This window comes from Streptomyces sp. NPDC048192, from assembly GCF_043202415.1.
Lineage (GTDB): Bacteria > Actinomycetota > Actinomycetes > Streptomycetales > Streptomycetaceae > Streptomyces.
On record NZ_JBIDAL010000003.1, the window covers coordinates 337,804 to 353,963 of the forward strand.

Consider the following 16,160-nt stretch of genomic DNA (forward strand, 5'->3'; position numbering starts at 1 on the left):
CGAAGGGCCGTACACTGGGCGGAGCGAAAAGCGTGGATGGGGACGAGTAGCGGCGTACGCAGCCCAGAGCGACCCGGGGACGGTGTGAGCCCGGGGGCGAGCGCGACGTGAAGATCACCCCGGAGCCGCCGGAAGAAAGCCCAGCACGGGTCAGTAGAACCGGTTTCGCGACCCCAATGAGGGGGCTCACCGGCGCGTACGGCGCGGCGGGGAGCCAAGGAGGGTGGTACCGCGGGAGCGCGCCGCACACGGCGTTGGCAGGATCGAAGGCTCTCGTCCCTCCGACGGAAGGCAGCAAGTCCGTTGGAGGATGCTCGCAGATGACAGCGCCGACGTACCGCCAGGTGCCCGCACAGGTCGACCTGCCCGCTCTTGAGCACGCCGTGCTCGACTTCTGGCGCGAGCAGAAGATCTTCGCCAAGAGCCTGGAGCAGTCGCAGGGCCGCCCGGAATGGGTGTTCTACGAAGGCCCGCCCACCGCCAACGGCATGCCCGGCGCCCACCACATCGAGGCGCGCGTCTTCAAAGACGTCTTCCCCCGCTTCCGCACCATGCGCGGCTACCACGTGGCCCGCAAGGCCGGCTGGGACTGCCACGGCCTGCCCGTCGAGCTGGCCGTCGAGAAGGAGCTGGGCTTCTCCGGCAAGCAGGACATCGAGGCGTACGGCATCGCCGAGTTCAACGCCAAGTGCCGCGAGTCCGTGACCCGGCACACCGACGCCTTCGCCGAGCTGACGACCCGCATGGGCTACTGGGTCGACCTGGACGACGCCTACCGGACCATGGACCCCGAGTACGTGGAGTCGGTCTGGTGGTCGCTGAAGGAGATCTTCAACAAGGGCCTGCTGGTCCAGGACCACCGGGTCGCCCCCTGGTGCCCGCGCTGCGGCACCGGCCTGTCCGACCACGAGCTGGCGCAGGGCTACGAGACGGTCGTCGACCCCTCGGTGTACGTCCGCTTCCCGCTCACCTCAGGCCCCCTCTCCGGCGAGGCCGCGCTCCTGGTGTGGACGACGACCCCCTGGACCCTGGTGTCCAACACGGCGGTCGCCGCGCACCCCGAGGTCACCTACGTCGTCGCGACGAACGGCACGGAGAAGCTCGTCGTCGCCGAGCCGCTGCTCGCCAAGGCGCTCGGCGAGGGCTGGGAGCCGACGGGCCGGACCTTCACCGGCGCCGAGATGGAGCGCTGGACGTACCAGCGCCCCTTCGAACTGGTGGAGTTCCCCGAGCCGGCGCACTTCGTGGTGAACGCCGACTACGTGACGACCGAGGACGGCACGGGTCTGGTCCACCAGTCCCCCGCCTTCGGTGAGGACGACCTCAAGGTCTGCCGTTCCTACGGCCTGCCGGTGGTCAACCCGGTCCGCCCCGACGGCACCTTCGAGGAGGGCGTCCCGCTGGTCGGCGGCGTCTTCTTCAAGAAGGCGGACGAAAAGCTCACCGAGGACCTCCAGCAGCGCGGCCTGCTGTTCAAGCACCTGCCGTACGAGCACAGCTACCCGCACTGCTGGCGCTGCCACACCGCGCTGCTCTACTACGCACAGCCCTCCTGGTACATCCGCACGACGGCGATCAAGGACCGCCTGATCCAGGAGAACGAGAAGACCAACTGGTTCCCCGACACGGTCAAGCACGGCCGGTACGGCGACTGGCTGAACAACAACATCGACTGGGCCCTGTCCCGCAACCGCTACTGGGGCACGCCGCTGCCGATCTGGCGCTGCGAGGAGGGCCACCTCACCTGCGTCGGCTCCCGCGCGGAGCTGACCGAGCTGTCCGGCGCCGACCAGTCGCACCTGGACCCGCACCGCCCCTACATCGACGAGGTCACCTTCGCCTGCCCGCACGAGGGCTGCGGGGCGACGGCCACGCGCGTGCCGGAGGTCATCGACGCCTGGTACGACTCGGGCTCGATGCCGTTCGCGCAGTGGGGCTACCCGTACAAGAACAAGGAGCTGTTCGAGAGCCGGTACCCGGCGCAGTTCATCTCCGAGGCGATCGACCAGACCCGCGGCTGGTTCTACACGCTGATGGCCGTCGGCACGCTGGTCTTCGACAAGTCGTCGTACGAGAACGTCGTCTGCCTCGGCCACATCCTGGCCGAGGACGGACGCAAGATGTCCAAGCACCTGGGCAACATCCTGCAGCCGATCCCGCTCATGGACCAGCACGGCGCGGACGCGGTGCGCTGGTTCATGGCGGCAGGCGGCTCCCCGTGGGCGGCCCGGCGCGTCGGTCACGGCACCATCCAGGAGGTCGTCCGCAAGACCCTGCTGACGTACTGGAACACGGTCGCCTTCCAGGCCCTGTACGCGCGCACGTCCGCGTGGGCGCCGAGCGGGGCCGACCCGGCCCCGGCGGACCGTCCGCTGATCGACCGCTGGCTGCTGTCCGAGCTGCACGCGCTGACCGACCAGGTGACGCAGTCCCTGGAGGCGTACGACACCCAGCGCGCCGGCAAGCTGCTGTCCGCGTTCGTCGACGACCTGTCGAACTGGTACGTCCGCCGCTCCCGGCGCCGCTTCTGGCAGGGCGACAAGGCCGCGCTGCGCACCCTGCACGAAGTGCTGGAGACCGTCACCAGGCTGATGGCGCCGATCACCCCGTTCATCACCGAGCGGGTGTGGCAGGACCTGGTCGTGCCGGTGACCCCGGGCGCGCCGGAGTCGGTGCACCTGGCCGGCTGGCCGGAGGCGGACCTGTCCGCGATCGACCCGGAGCTGTCGAAGCAGATGGTGCTGGTGCGCCGGCTCGTCGAGCTGGGCCGCGCCACGCGCGCGGAGTCGGGCGTCAAGACGCGTCAGCCGCTGTCCCGCGCGCTGATCGCGGCGGCCGGCTTCGAGTCCCTGGACCCCGAGCTGCACACGCAGATCACCGAGGAGCTGAACGTCTCCGCGCTGGCGTCGCTGTCCGAGGTGGGCGGCTCGCTCGTGGACACCACCGCCAAGGCCAACTTCCGGGCGCTGGGCAAGCGGTTCGGCAAGCGGGTGCAGGACGTGGCCAAGGCGATCGCGAACGCGGACGCCGCCGCGCTGTCGCTGGCGCTGCGCGAGGGCACGGCCTCGGTGGAGGTCGGCGGCGAGACGGTCACCCTGGCTCCCGACGAGGTGATCATCACCGAGACCCCGCGTGAGGGCTGGTCGGTGGCCTCCGACTCGGGTGCCACGGTCGCCCTGGACCTGGAGATCACGGAGGAGCTGCGGCAGGCGGGGCTGGCCCGTGACGCGATCCGGCTGATCCAGGAGGCCCGGAAGAACAGCGGGCTGGACGTGGCCGACCGGATCGCTCTGCGCTGGACCTCGACGGACCCGGCGGTGGTCGCGGCGCTGACCGAGCACAGCGCGCTGATCGCCGAGGAGGTCCTGTCGACCGACTTCGCGCAGGGTGAGGCGGACGACACCTTCGGTGAGACGTTCACCGACGAGGGACTGTCGCTGACGTTCCGCCTGCGCAAGGCGTAAGCCCCGAGCGGTTCGAGAAGGGCCCGGTCTCCATGAGGAGGCCGGGCCCTTGGTGTACGGGCGAGTGACGCAACCCGCGTAAACAGGGCGGGCCCCCGGGACCGAAGTCCGGGGGCCCGCCCTGGTGAGCGCTGCCGACGCCGTTGTCGTACTAGTGCCCGATGCTCAGTTGTCGTCCTCGTCGATCAGGAACCCGCGCATCGGCGAGGGCGCCTGGCCCATCGGGGACGGTCCCTGCGGGCGGACCGGGGCCATGGGCTGGGTCATGGCCGGGGTCATCTGCTGCTGGCCGCCGTAGGACGGGGCGGACGGGCCGGGGTTGCCGCCCATCGTCTGGTTGCCGCCGTAGGACGGGGCGCTCGCGCCGGCCGGGGCCATGGAGGGCGCCGGGGACGGCGGCAGCGACGCGGTCGCCGGGGTGCGCGGCGGGGCCAGGGAGTCGTCGGCCTGGGTCTCCAGCTGGCGCAGCTGGGACTCGAGGTACGACTTCAGGCGCGTGCGGTACTCGCGCTCGAAGCCGCGCAGGTCCTCGACCTTGCGCTCCAGCGTGGCGCGGGCGGACTCCAGGGAGCCCATCGCGACGCGGTGCTTCTCCTGCGCGTCCCGCTCCAGGGCGTCGGCCTTGGCACGGGCGTCACGCTCCAGACCCTCGGCGCGGCTGCGGGCCTCACCGACGATCTTGTTGGCCTCGGAGCGGGCTTCGGCGATCGCCTGGTCGGCGGTCTGCTGGGCCAGCGAGAGGACTCGGGCGGCGCTGTCGCCGCCGGGGCCCTGACCGGGGCCGCCCATCGGACCGCCCATGGGGCCGCCCATCGGACCGCCCATCTGCTGCATGGGCGGCTGGCCGCCCATCGGGCCCTGGCCCATCGGACCCTGGCCCATCGGGCCGGGACCCTGCGGGCCGCCCTGACCGCCGGGGCCGGCGGGCAGCTGCGGGGCGCCGCTCGGCAGCTGGGGCGGGCCACCCATGGGGCCGCCCATCTGCTGCTGCGGCGGGCCCGATATCCCGGCGGGCACCGGCGCGCCGGGACCTCGCATGCCCTGCTGCTGCGGGTGCTGCTGCTGGTCCTGCTCCGGCGGGCCCTTGCGCATGTTCTGCTGGTTCTGCGCGGCCGCACGGGTCGCGGCGGCCAGCTTGGCGCGCAGGTCCTCGTTCTCGCGGAGCAGACGGGTCAGTTCGGCTTCGACCTCGTCGAGGAAGGCATCGACCTCGTCCTCGTCATAGCCTTCTCGGAGGCGGACGGTCGTGAACTGCTTGTTCCGCACGTCCTCGGGGGTCAACGGCATCTCTTCACCTCAACGTAGTCATCGGCAGTCGGCAAGACCGTATCGTCCACCCTCATCACATGAAGCTCCCCGTGATGGAGAGGAGGATGTAGACGATGATCATCAGTACGAAGAAGGACAGGTCGAGCGCCACGCCCCCGAGACGCAGCGGCGGGATGAACCGCCGCAGAAGCTTCAGCGGTGGATCGGTGACAGTGTAGGTGGCCTCCAGTACGACCACCATCGCCTTGCCGGGTTGCCACGAGCGGGCGAACTGGAACACGTAGTCCATCACGAGCCGGAAGATCAGCACGACGAGGAACACAAGCAGCGCGGTGTGGACCACCGTGATGAACACGCTCATGGCCTGCGCTTCCCTCTCCCCTGTCCGTGCTCTTCCGAACCTGATCCGGTCGTCTGCGTCTCAGCTCTGGTTGAAGAACCCGCCCTCTGCGATGCGGGCCTTGTCCTCCGCCGTGACATCGACGTTAGCAGGAGACAACAGGAACACCTTCTGCGTCACCCGCTCGATGCTGCCGTGTAGACCAAACACCAAACCGGCCGCAAAGTCGACAAGTCGCTTCGCGTCTGTGTCATCCATCTCAGTCAGATTCATGATCACCGGGGTGCCCTCACGGAAGTGTTCCCCGATGGTACGGGCCTCGTTGTAGGTCCGGGGGTGAAGCGTGGTGATCCGGTAAGGCTCTCGCTCGGACACAACCTTGGGCATGATCACCGGTGCGTTCTTCTCGAGGGACTGACGTTCTTGTGTGATGGATGCCACGGGCGCGATGCGCGCCGGACGCCCGGATTCCGCGGCGAGCGAAGTCGAACGGGCCACCGGCTCGCGCGGCGCGGGCGGCTGCACGATACGCACCTCTTCGTCCCTTTGGGACTGATGTGCACTGTGCGACTGGTGTGACGATTCGTGCCGTCGATGGTCCCGCTCGGGCTCCGGGTCCAACTCGGGCTCGAAGTCGTCGTCGGGGTCGAATCCGCGGCCGTCGTACCCATCGTCCTCCACGAGGCCGAGGTAGACCGCCATCTTGCGCATCGCGCCGGCCATGCTCTGAGTCCTCCGCTCTGTGGTGGATCGGCTGACGACTGCCAAGTGCCCGCGATCCACGAGGTCGTTGTGCCCGCCTTCGCAGGCACTGACCATATTTTCTGCTGTGGTCCGACTTCTTGGCGACGTTACCCGAGCCTGGGGCGGACTCCGAGTACCGCGGTGCCGACGCGTACATGTGTCGCCCCGGCGGCCACGGCCTGTTCGAGGTCCGCACTCATCCCTGCCGACACCATGGTTGCAGCCGGATGGGCTCGGCGCAGGTCAGTCGACAAATCCATGAGCCGTTCAAACGCCGCGCGTTCGCGCCCCGCGTACTCCCCCGTGAGCGGAGCGACGGTCATCAGCCCGTCGAGCCGCAGCCCCGGCGCCTGTCCGACGAAGTCGGCCAACTCTTCGATTCCAACCGGCGCCACGCCTCCCCGCTCGCCCCGGGCGCTCTCCCCCGCGTCCAGCGCGACCTGGATCAGGCAGCCGATCTCGCGGCCCGCCCGCACGGCCTCCTTCGACAGGGCCGTGACGAGCCGGGCGCGGTCGACGGACTGCACGACATCGGCATAACCGACCACGGAACGGACCTTGTTGGTCTGCAACTGACCGACAAAATGCCACTTAAGGGGCAGATCCGAGCATGCGGCGGCCTTCGGCGCCGCGTCCTGGTCGCGGTTCTCGGCGACATGGCGCACTCCGAGTTCCGACAGGATCCGCACATCGCTCGCCGGATAGGTCTTGGTGACCACGATCAGGGTCACCTCCTCCCGCTTGCGCCCGGCCGCCACGCACGCGGCGGTGATGCGCTCCTCCACTTTCGCCAGATTTGCGGCGAGTTCGGTCTTACGATCCGTCATGCCCCATCAGTCCAGCCAGACATAGCCCGCGAGCCGCCCGGTGGTGCGGTCTCGGCGGTACGAGAAGTGATCGCCCGACTCCCGCGTGCACTCCGGCGCCTGCGCCCGGTCGCACACCCCGAGCCGGTCGAGCTGCGCGTGCACCCCGGCGCTCACATCGACCGCCGGCGTGCCCCAGCTGGTCTCGGCGTACGCCGCCGGCTCGACGGCCGCCACCTCGGCGCGCATCGCCTCGGGTACTTCGTAGCACCGTCCGCACACGGCCGGTCCGGTGCGGGCGACGATCCGGCCCGGCTCCGCGCCGAGTTCGACCATGGCCCGTACGGCGGCCGGGACGACGCCCTCGACCATGCCGGGCCGGCCCGCGTGCGCGGCCGCGGCGACTCCGGCGACCGGATCGGCGAGCAGCACCGGCACGCAGTCGGCGGTGAGGACGGCGAGGGCGAGCCCGCGGCGGACGGTGACGATCGCGTCGACCTCCGGGACCGGGCGGTCGCCCCAGGGCCCGTCGACGACGGCCACGTCGGCGCCGTGCACCTGGTTCATCCACACGACCCGGGCCGGGTCGATGCCGAGCGACTTGGCCGCGATGTCCCGGTTGGCCCGTACGGCCTCCGGGTCGTCGCCGACCGCGCCGCCGAGGTTGAGCTCCTCATACGGAGCGGCGCTCACCCCGCCCCACCGGTCGGTGAAGGCGAAGTGCGCGCCGCTCACGCTCTCGCGCCGTCTTATCACTTGAGGAAGTCCGGGACGTCCAGTTCCTCGGCCGCGCTGTCCGTGTAGGCCGGCCGCGGCGCCGGGGTGACCGGCGGGGCGGGGGCCGGGATGTCGGCCACCGGCTCGGGCGCGGGCTCCGGGTCCTCCTTGGGCTTGACGCTGCCGAGCGAGCCGAAGGACGGGCGGCTGGGCTCGGGCTGCCGGACCGGGGCGGGGTCCTCGCGGCGGGAGCCCGCCGAGGCCGAGGACGAGCCGAGGACGTTGTCCCGGCGGGCCGGGGGCTGGCCGCCGTCGAAGCCGGCCGCGATCACGGTGACCCGCACCTCGTCGCCGAGGGCGTCGTCGATGACCGCGCCGAAGATGATGTTGGCCTCGGGGTGGGCGGCCTCGCTGACCAGCTGGGCCGCCTCGTTGATCTCGAACAGGCCGAGGTCGGAGCCGCCGGAGATGGACAGCAGCACACCGCGGGCGCCGTCGATGGACGCCTCCAGCAGCGGGGAGGAGATCGCCATCTCGGCGGCGGCCACCGCGCGGTCGTCGCCGCGGGCCGAGCCGATGCCCATGAGGGCCGAACCGGCCTCGGACATGACGGACTTCACGTCGGCGAAGTCGAGGTTGATCAGACCGGGGGTGGTGATGAGGTCGGTGATGCCCTGGACACCGGAGAGCAGGACCTGGTCGGCGGACTTGAAGGCGTCCAGGACCGAGACCTGGCGGTCCGAGATGGACAGCAGCCGGTCGTTGGGGATGACGATGAGGGTGTCGACCTCTTCGCGCAGTTCGGCGATGCCGTCCTCGGCCTGGTTCGCGCGGCGCCGTCCCTCGAAGGTGAACGGGCGCGTGACCACGCCGATGGTGAGGGCGCCCAGCGAGCGCGCGATGTTGGCCACGACGGGCGCGCCGCCGGTGCCGGTGCCGCCGCCTTCACCGGCTGTCACGAAGACCATGTCGGCCCCCTTGAGGACCTCCTCGATCTCCTCGCGGTGGTCCTCGGCGGCCTTGCGGCCGACGGCCGGGTTGGCTCCGGCGCCGAGTCCGCGGGTGAGTTCGCGGCCGACGTCCAGCTTGACGTCGGCGTCGCTCATCAACAGCGCCTGCGCGTCGGTGTTGATGGCAATGAACTCGACGCCCTTGAGACCGACCTCGATCATCCGGTTGATGGCATTGACACCACCGCCGCCGACACCGATGACCTTGATGACTGCGAGGTAGTTCTGCGGTGCTGCCACGTCGAAGGCCTCTCGCCTCGAATTACGTTGTCGTCGCCGTGCGGTGCCCCGCGCGGTGACGACGGATGCCGAATGGGACGGTCCGTAGCGCCGACCCGAACCCTAACCCTGAAGTTTAGGGTTACCAGTGTGTCTGTTCCCTGGAGTCTTCTGAACAGGACACTAAGTCGACAAGTGGCGCCCGTTCAACGAACACGCCGAACCTCCCGTTTTTCTTTTCACCCTATGTGATCAGGCGTAGCGGTGCCCAACCAGGGTGCTGGCCTGCGCTGATGCGCGTCAACTCCCCGAAGAGGCCGGGGCGGTGGGGACGCTGACATCCAAGTGCCGTGCGCCGGGAGCTGCTTTCATGAGAGCTGCGAGGGTCCGTGCCTTGGCGCGGCCGTTCTCGCTGCTGCCCCAGGCCACCGTGCGGCCGCCGGCCAGTTCCAGCGAGATGTCGTCGTAGGAACGGACTTGAACGGTCCGGGTGTCCCGCGCCACCGCGGCCGGCAGGTCGCCCGCGACCTGGACGGCCTCGCGGACGAGGCGGTCGGTGCCGAAGCGGCGGAAGCTCGCGGCGCCCGAACCCGTGCGGGACACGGACATCTCCAGCAGGGGAACACCGCCCGGCGCCTGCGAAACCGTGGCGAACCGGACACCTTCATGGTCGACTTCGACGAAATCCCGCCCTTTTCGGACCAGCAGCACCGGACTGCGCTCGGTCACCTTCAGACCGATTCCATGAGGCCAGGAGCGGACCACGTCAACGGTGTCAATTCGGGGCAGTTTCCGGCGAAGTCGGGCTTCGATGCGGTCGGTGTCGACGGAAACCATCGGCGCCCCGACCGGTACGGCCGCCGCGCCGCGCACCTCGGCGGGGGTCAGCACGCGCGTGCCGGACACCGAGACATGACGGACGCGCGCCCAGGACGAGCCGTACAGCACCCAGACGCCGCCGGCGCCGAGCAGTAGGGCAACTACGGCCAGGATGACGATCGTACGAAGGCGCGGCCGCCGGAGCCTGCGGGCGGGCGGCGGGCCGGACGACTCCTGCTGGCGTTCACCGCGCTCGGCGGTCGTCTGTCCGGCCACGCTCACTGCCCCTTCGTCATATGGTCCTAACGGCGTGAGGCGATCGCCTCGTACACCATGCCGACGAGCAGTTCGTCGGCGTCCCGGCGGCCGAACTCGCTTGCCGCGCGGGACATCTCGTACAGCCGGTGCGGATCGGCGAGCACGGGCAGGACGTTCTGCTGCACCCACTCGGGCGTGAGTTCCGCGTCGTCGACCAGGAGTCCGCCGCCGGCCTTCACCACCGGCTGAGCGTTCAGGCGCTGTTCGCCGTTGCCGATGGGCAGCGGGACGTACGCGGCCGGGAGCCCGACGGCGGAGAGTTCGGCGACGGTCATCGCGCCCGCGCGGCAGAGCATCATGTCGGCCGCGGCGTACGCGAGGTCCATCCGGTCCAGGTAACTTACCGGGATATAGGGGGGCATTCCCGGCATCTGGTGCACCTGCGGCAGTTCGTTCTTCGGGCCGACCGCGTGCAGGATCTGGATGCCGGCCTGCTGGAGCCAGGGGGCGACCGCCTGGGTCACCTCGTTCAGGCGCCGGGCGCCCTGGGAGCCGCCGGAGACGAGCAGCGTGGGCAGGTTCGGGTCGAGGCCGAAGCGGTGCCGGGCCTCCGGGCGCACGGCGGCGCGGTCCAGGGTGGCGATGGAGCGGCGCAGCGGGATGCCGATGTAGCGGGCGTCGCGCAGCTTGCTGTCCGGCGTGGAGACGGCGACCCGGGCCGCGTACCGCGAGCCGATCTTGTTGGCGAGGCCGGGGCGGGCGTTGGCCTCGTGGATCACGATGGGCACACCGAGGCGCTTGGCGGCCAGATAGCCGGGCAGGGCGACATAGCCGCCGAAACCGACCACGACGTCCGCCTTGGTGCGCTCCAGGACCTGCTCGGCGGCCTTGATGGTGCCGCGCAGCCGGCCCGGGACGGTGATCAGCTCGGGCGTCGGCTTGCGGGGCAGCGGCACCGCCGGGATCAGCGCGAGTTCATAGCCGCGCTCGGGGACGAGCCGGGTCTCCAGGCCGCGCTCCGTGCCCAGGGCCGTGATCCCCACGGTCGGGTCCTGCCTGCGCAGGGCGTCCGCGAGGGCGAGCGCGGGCTCGATGTGGCCGGCGGTCCCCCCACCGGCGAGTACGACATGCACCGAAATTCACCGCTCTCCGGACGGACGCGCCGCCGAGGCACGCCGTCGCATCGTGTTCCATCTCCGGGGACTCCGACCGGACCCGGAGCCCCCAGTCCCCCGCTTTCTACCAAAGCGAGGTTGCCGCATCGCAAGCGCCGCCCGCGCAGCGGGCTCGTCGCGCGCGAAGGCGATCAGCAGCCCGATGGCGAACATGGTCGGCAGCAGGGCCGACCCTCCGTAGGAGAACAGCGGGAGGGGCACGCCGGCGATCGGCAGCAGACCGAGCACCGCACCGATGTTGATCACCGCCTGGGCGGTGATCCAGGTGGTCACGCCTCCCGCGGCGTACCTCACGAAGGGGTCCTCCGTGCGTCCGGCCACGCGGATACCCGCATAGCCTAGAGCCGCGAAGAGGGCGAGCACCGACAGCGTCCCCGCCAGGCCCAGCTCCTCACCGGTGACGGCGAAGATGAAGTCGGTGTGCGCTTCGGGCAGTTGACCCCATTTTTCCACACTCGCGCCGAGGCCGGAGCCGAAGAGTCCGCCGGAGGCGAGGGCGTAGATGCCGTGCGCGCCCTGCCAGCACATGTCGTTCGGGCCGGGGTCGGTGGCGGCGATGCAGCTGAGCCGGTTCAGCCGGTGCGGGCTGGACCAGATGGCGAGGGCCGCCAGCAGCCCGGCGACGCTCAGCACCCCGGAGAACAGCCGGGTCGGCGCCCCCGCGAGCCAGAGCAGACCGAACAGGATCGCCGTCAGGATGATCGTCGTACCCATGTCGCCGCCGAGCATGATCAGACCGAGCAGCATGAAGGCGACCGGGACCAGGGGCACCAGCATGTGCTTCCACTGGGTCAGCAGCTTCTTCTCCTGCTTGCGGGCGATCAGATCGGCGCCCCACAGCACCAGCGCCAGCTTGCCGAACTCGCTGGGCTGGATCTGGAACGAGCCGCCGAGGGAGATCCAGTTCTGGTTGCCGTTGACCGCCATCCCTATCCCGGGGATCTGCACCAGGACCATCAGGAAGACGGCTGCGGCGAGGATCGGGTAGGCGAGCGCCCGGTGCAGTTTCACCGGCATGCGGGAGGCCGCGAACAGCAGCACGCCGCCGATGAGCGCGGCGAGGAACTGCTTGCGGAAGAAGTACGACCCGGGCAGCGAGAGCTGCAGCGCGGTGATCTGGGAGGCCGAGTAGACCATCACCAGCCCCAGCACGGTGATCAGCAGGGTGCCGCCGACGATCAGGTAGTAGGCGGTCAGCGGCCGGTCCCAGGCCCGCCGGGCGCGGGTGTAGAGGCGCTGCACGGGGTTCTCGCGCGCAAGGCGCGGCGCGGGGGGCCGCTTGACGGCCCGCCCGGCCGGAGGACGACCTGTACGGCTACCGGGCATCACCGGCTCCTCCCGACCTCAGCCACATCCGAGTCTCCCGTTCCTTCGAGGGTCCCGAAGCACCCTGTGTGGCCGAGACCCGGTCAGGCGCCCGCTTCGAGTTCGCGGACCGCCGCCGCGAACGCGTCACCGCGCTGGTTGTAGTTGGTGAACATGTCCATGGAGGCGCAGGCCGGGGCCAGCAGCACCGTGTCGCCGGGCTGTGCGAGCCGCTTCGCCTCCGTCACCGCCTGGAGCATCGCCCCAGTGTCGGTCCGGTCGACGTCGACCACGGGGACTTCCGGCGCGTGTCGCGCGAGGGCGTCGCGGATCAGGGCACGATCGGCGCCGATCAGGACGGCGCCGCGCAGCCGCTCGGCCGACCTCGCGACCAGTTCGTCGAAGGTCGCGCCCTTCGCCAGGCCGCCCGCAATCCATACGATCGGTTCATATGCCGCCAACGAGGCTTCCGCGGCATGGGTGTTGGTCGCCTTGGAGTCGTCCACGTACGCCACCCCGTCGACGTCGGCGACGTGCGCGATGCGGTGGGCGTCCGGGCGGAAGGCCCTGAGGCCGTCGCGCACGGCCCCGGCGGGCACCCCGAAGGCGCGCGCGAGGGCCGCCGCGGCAAGGGCGTTGGCGATGTTGTGCGGGGCCGGCGGGTTGACGTCGGAGACCTCGGCCAGCTCCTGCGCGTTCTTCTGCCGGTTCTCCACGAAGGCGCGGTCGACCAGGATGCCGTCCACGACGCCGAGTTGGGAGGGCGCGGGGGTGCCGAGGGTGAAGCCGATGGCGCGGCAGCCCTCCTCGACGTCGGCCTCGCGCACCAGCTCCTCGGTGCGCTTGTCGGCCGCGTTGTAGACGCAGGCGACCCGATTGCCCTCATAGATACGGCCCTTGTCGCGCGCGTAGGCCTCCATGGAGCCGTGCCAGTCGAGGTGGTCCGGGGCGAGGTTGAGGACCGCCGCGGAGTGGGCGCGCAGCGAGGGCGCCCAGTGCAGCTGGTAGCTGGACAGCTCCACGGCGAGGACGTCGTACTCCTCCTCGCCGAGGACCGCGTCCAGCAGGGAGACGCCGATGTTGCCGACGGCGGCCGTGCGCAGCCCGGCGGCGCTCAGGATCGACGCGAGCATCTGGACGGTGGTGGTCTTGCCGTTGGTGCCGGTGACCGCGAGCCAGGGGGCCGCGCCGGGTCCGCGCAGCCGCCAGGCCAGCTCCACATCGCCCCAGACGGGCACACCGGCCTTCTCGGCCGCCCGGAACAGCGGCTTGTCGGGCTTCCAGCCGGGCGCGGTGACGATCAGCTCGGTGCCCTCCGGCAGGGTCGCCCCATCACCGAGGCGCACGGTGACGCCGAGCGCCTGCAGCTCCGCGGCCTGTTCACGCGCGCGTGCGTCGTCGCCGTCGTTGACGACCGTGACGACCGCCCCGCGCGCGTGCAGCGCCTTCGCCGCCGGGACGCCGGAGACGCCGAGCCCGGCGACGGTGACGTGCTTGCCCTGGAAGTCGGAGAGCTCCGAGGTGGAGGTCACTTGTCCGCTGCCCATCCTGCGTAGAAGAGGCCCAGTCCGACGATGACACAGATGCCCTGGATGATCCAGAAGCGGACCACCACCAGGACTTCGGACCAGCCCTTGAGTTCGAAGTGGTGCTGGAGCGGCGCCATCCGGAAGACGCGCTTGCCGGTGAGCCGGAAGGAGCCGACCTGGATGACGACCGACATGGTGATGAGGACGAACAGGCCGCCCATGATGGCGAGCAGCAGCTCCGTGCGGGAGAGGATGGCCAGGCCGGTGAGGACGCCGCCGAGGGCGAGCGAGCCGGTGTCACCCATGAAGATCTTCGCCGGCGAGGTGTTCCACCACAGGAAGCCCAGGCAGGCGCCCATCAGCGCGGAGGCGATCACCGCGAGGTCGAGCGGGTCGCGCACCTCGTAGCAGGCGGCCGGGTTGGTCAGGGTCTGCGCGTTGGCGCAGGACTCCTGGAACTGCCAGACGCCGATGAACGTGTAGGCGCCGAAGACGAGCACGGAGGCGCCGGTGGCCAGGCCGTCCAGACCGTCGGTGAGGTTCACGCCGTTCGACATCGCGAGGATCATGAACAGCGCCCAGATCACGAACAGCACCGGGCCGATCGACCAGCCGAAGTCGGTGATGAAGGACAGCTTGGTGGAGGCCGGGGTGTTGCCGCGCGCATCGGAGAACATCAGCGACAGCACCGCGAAGGCGATGCCGACGATCAGCTGGCCGGCCATCTTCGCCTTGGCGCGCAGGCCCAGCGAACGCCGCTTGACGATCTTGATGTAGTCGTCGAGGAAGCCGACCAGGCCCATGCCGAACATCAGGCCGAGGACGAGCAGCCCGGAGTAGGTGGGCGGGTAACCGGTGATGAGCTTGCTCAGGAAGTACGCCGCGATGGTCGCCAGGATGAAGGCGATACCGCCCATGGTCGGCGTACCGCGCTTGCTGGCGTGCTCGCGCGGTCCGTCGTCACGGATGTACTGGCCGTAGCCCTTGCGGGCGAGGAGCTTGATCAGCAGCGGGGTGCCGATCAGCGTCAGGAAGAGGCCAATGACTCCTGAGAACAGGATCTGCTTCATCATCGGGCGGCAACCTCGCCCTCGGCACCGGTCTCGGCGAGCGCCTGGGCAACGCTCTCCAGACCCACCGAACGGGACGCCTTCACGAGCACGACGTCCCCCGGGCGCAACTCGCTGCGCAACAGGTCGATCGCCGCCTGTGCGTCGGACACGTGCACCGACTCCTCACCCCACGAACCCTCGTTATATGCGCCCAGTTGCAGCCAGGAGGCCTCAATCCCCCCGACGGCGACGAGCTTGCTGACGTTGAGCCGGACGGCGAGCCGTCCGACGGCGTCGTGCTCGGCGAGCGCCTCGTCCCCCAGCTCGGCCATCTTGCCGAGCACCGCCCACGTGCGGCGCCCCTTGCCCATGGCCGCGAGCGCCCGAAGGGCGGCCCGCATGGACTCGGGGTTGGCGTTGTAGGCGTCGTTGACGATGGTCACGCCGTCCGGGCGCTCGGTGACCTCCATGCGCCAGCGGGAGAGGGAGCCCGCCTCGGAGAGCGCGGTGGCGATCTCTTCCGCGGACATGCCCAGCTCATGGGCGACGGCGGCCGCGGCGAGCGCGTTCGACACGTGGTGCTCACCGTACAGGCGCATGGTCACATCGCTTGCACCGGAGGGTGTGTGAAGCCTGAAGGACGGCTGTCCGCTGTCCGTGAGTCGTACGTTCTCGGCGCGTACGTCCGCTTCGGCCGACTCTCCGAAAAGGACCACCTTCGCCTTGGTACGGGCGGCCATGGCCCGCACCAGCGGGTCATCGGCGTTGAGGACCGCGATCCCGCCCTCGCCGGCCGCGGGCAGCGCCTCCACCAACTCGCCCTTGGCCTGGGCGATCTGCTCCCGGCCGCCGAACTCGCCGATGTGGGCGCTGCCGACGTTCAGGACCAGGCCGACCCGCGGCGGGGTCAGCTCGGTGAGGTAGCGGATGTGCCCGATGCCGCGGGCGCCCATCTCCAGCACCAGGAAGCGGGTCTCCTCGGTGGCGGACAGGGCGGTCAGCGGCAGCCCGATCTCGTTGTTGAGCGAGCCGGGCGTGAACACCGTCGGCGCCTTGCGCTGCAGGACCTGGGCGATCAGGTCCTTGGTGCTGGTCTTGCCCGCCGAGCCGGTCAGGGCGACGAGGGTCGCGCCGAGCCGGCGTACGACGTGCCGGGCGAGGGCGCCGAGCGCGCTCTGCACGTCCTCGACCACGATCGCGGGCACGCCGACCGGGCGGGACGCCAGTACGGCGGCCGCACCGGCCTCGATCACCTGCGCGGCGAAGTCGTGGCCGTCCACGCGTTCGCCGACGAAGGCGACGAACAGGCTGCCGGGCGCCACTTCCCGGGAGTCCCGGACGACCGGTCCGGTGACCTGGACGGACGGATCCGGTATGTCGTGCGTCTGCCCGCCGACGACTGCTGCGATCTCGGCGAGGGAGAGGGCGATCACAAGTTCATCCCCTGGATCTT

13 protein-coding genes are annotated in these 16,160 nt (G+C 70.3%); 1 reads left to right on the forward strand and 12 read right to left on the reverse strand.

The window, feature by feature from the left end; all coding sequences use genetic code 11:
- Positions 1-320: 320 nt before the first annotated feature.
- A complete protein-coding gene (gene ileS / locus ACGFZN_RS07180; protein WP_393857479.1) occupies positions 321-3,464 on the forward strand; it encodes an isoleucine--tRNA ligase in 3,144 nt (1,047 codons plus the stop codon).
- Between the two features lie 165 nt (positions 3,465-3,629).
- On the opposite strand, the gene ACGFZN_RS07185 is transcribed toward ileS, so the two are convergent.
- From ACGFZN_RS07185 to murF, 12 genes are all read right to left on the reverse strand, one after another.
- Positions 3,630-4,751 carry a DivIVA domain-containing protein gene (locus ACGFZN_RS07185; RefSeq protein ID WP_055707296.1) on the reverse strand — a complete coding sequence of 374 codons (1,122 nt, stop codon included), beginning with the start codon at positions 4,749-4,751 and terminating at the stop codon, positions 3,630-3,632.
- Between the two features lie 55 nt (positions 4,752-4,806).
- Positions 4,807-5,094 carry a YggT family protein gene (locus ACGFZN_RS07190; RefSeq protein WP_023551437.1) on the reverse strand — a complete coding sequence of 96 codons (288 nt, stop codon included), beginning with the start codon at positions 5,092-5,094 and terminating at the stop codon, positions 4,807-4,809.
- Positions 5,095-5,154: 60 nt separating this feature from the next.
- On the reverse strand, positions 5,155-5,796 hold the full coding sequence (locus tag ACGFZN_RS07195; protein WP_023551436.1) for a cell division protein SepF: 642 nt from the start codon (positions 5,794-5,796) through the stop codon (positions 5,155-5,157).
- A gap of 128 nt (positions 5,797-5,924) precedes the next feature.
- Positions 5,925-6,644 carry a YggS family pyridoxal phosphate-dependent enzyme gene (locus ACGFZN_RS07200; RefSeq protein ID WP_393857480.1) on the reverse strand — a complete coding sequence of 240 codons (720 nt, stop codon included), beginning with the start codon at positions 6,642-6,644 and terminating at the stop codon, positions 5,925-5,927.
- Between the two features lie 6 nt (positions 6,645-6,650).
- Complete coding sequence (gene pgeF, locus ACGFZN_RS07205; protein WP_393857481.1) at positions 6,651-7,358, reverse strand: peptidoglycan editing factor PgeF; 708 nt, start codon at positions 7,356-7,358, stop codon at positions 6,651-6,653.
- 17 nt (positions 7,359-7,375) lie between these two features.
- Positions 7,376-8,590, reverse strand: coding sequence for a cell division protein FtsZ (ftsZ, locus tag ACGFZN_RS07210; RefSeq protein WP_393857482.1), 1,215 nt, complete (start codon positions 8,588-8,590; stop codon positions 7,376-7,378).
- 279 nt (positions 8,591-8,869) lie between these two features.
- Positions 8,870-9,664, reverse strand: a complete 795-nt coding sequence (locus tag ACGFZN_RS07215) for a cell division protein FtsQ/DivIB (RefSeq protein ID WP_393857483.1) — start codon at positions 9,662-9,664, stop codon at positions 8,870-8,872.
- A gap of 26 nt (positions 9,665-9,690) precedes the next feature.
- Positions 9,691-10,779 carry an undecaprenyldiphospho-muramoylpentapeptide beta-N-acetylglucosaminyltransferase gene (gene murG, locus ACGFZN_RS07220; protein ID WP_393857484.1) on the reverse strand — a complete coding sequence of 363 codons (1,089 nt, stop codon included), beginning with the start codon at positions 10,777-10,779 and terminating at the stop codon, positions 9,691-9,693.
- A 6-nt stretch (positions 10,780-10,785) separates the two neighbouring features.
- A complete protein-coding gene (gene ftsW / locus ACGFZN_RS07225; RefSeq protein ID WP_393857485.1) occupies positions 10,786-12,147 on the reverse strand; it encodes a putative lipid II flippase FtsW in 1,362 nt (453 codons plus the stop codon).
- Between the two features lie 83 nt (positions 12,148-12,230).
- Entirely contained in the window at positions 12,231-13,673 is a 1,443-nt protein-coding gene (murD, locus tag ACGFZN_RS07230; RefSeq protein ID WP_393857486.1) for a UDP-N-acetylmuramoyl-L-alanine--D-glutamate ligase, read from the reverse strand.
- Positions 13,655-14,728: a phospho-N-acetylmuramoyl-pentapeptide-transferase gene (gene mraY, locus ACGFZN_RS07235; RefSeq protein ID WP_330340593.1), complete on the reverse strand. Its 1,074-nt coding sequence runs from the start codon at positions 14,726-14,728 to the stop codon at positions 13,655-13,657. Before mraY ends, murD begins: the two co-directional genes overlap by 19 nt.
- Entirely contained in the window at positions 14,725-16,140 is a 1,416-nt protein-coding gene (murF, locus tag ACGFZN_RS07240) for a UDP-N-acetylmuramoyl-tripeptide--D-alanyl-D-alanine ligase (protein WP_393857487.1), read from the reverse strand. The genes mraY and murF overlap by 4 nt, the downstream gene beginning before the upstream one ends.
- Between the last annotated feature and the right edge of the window lie 20 nt (positions 16,141-16,160).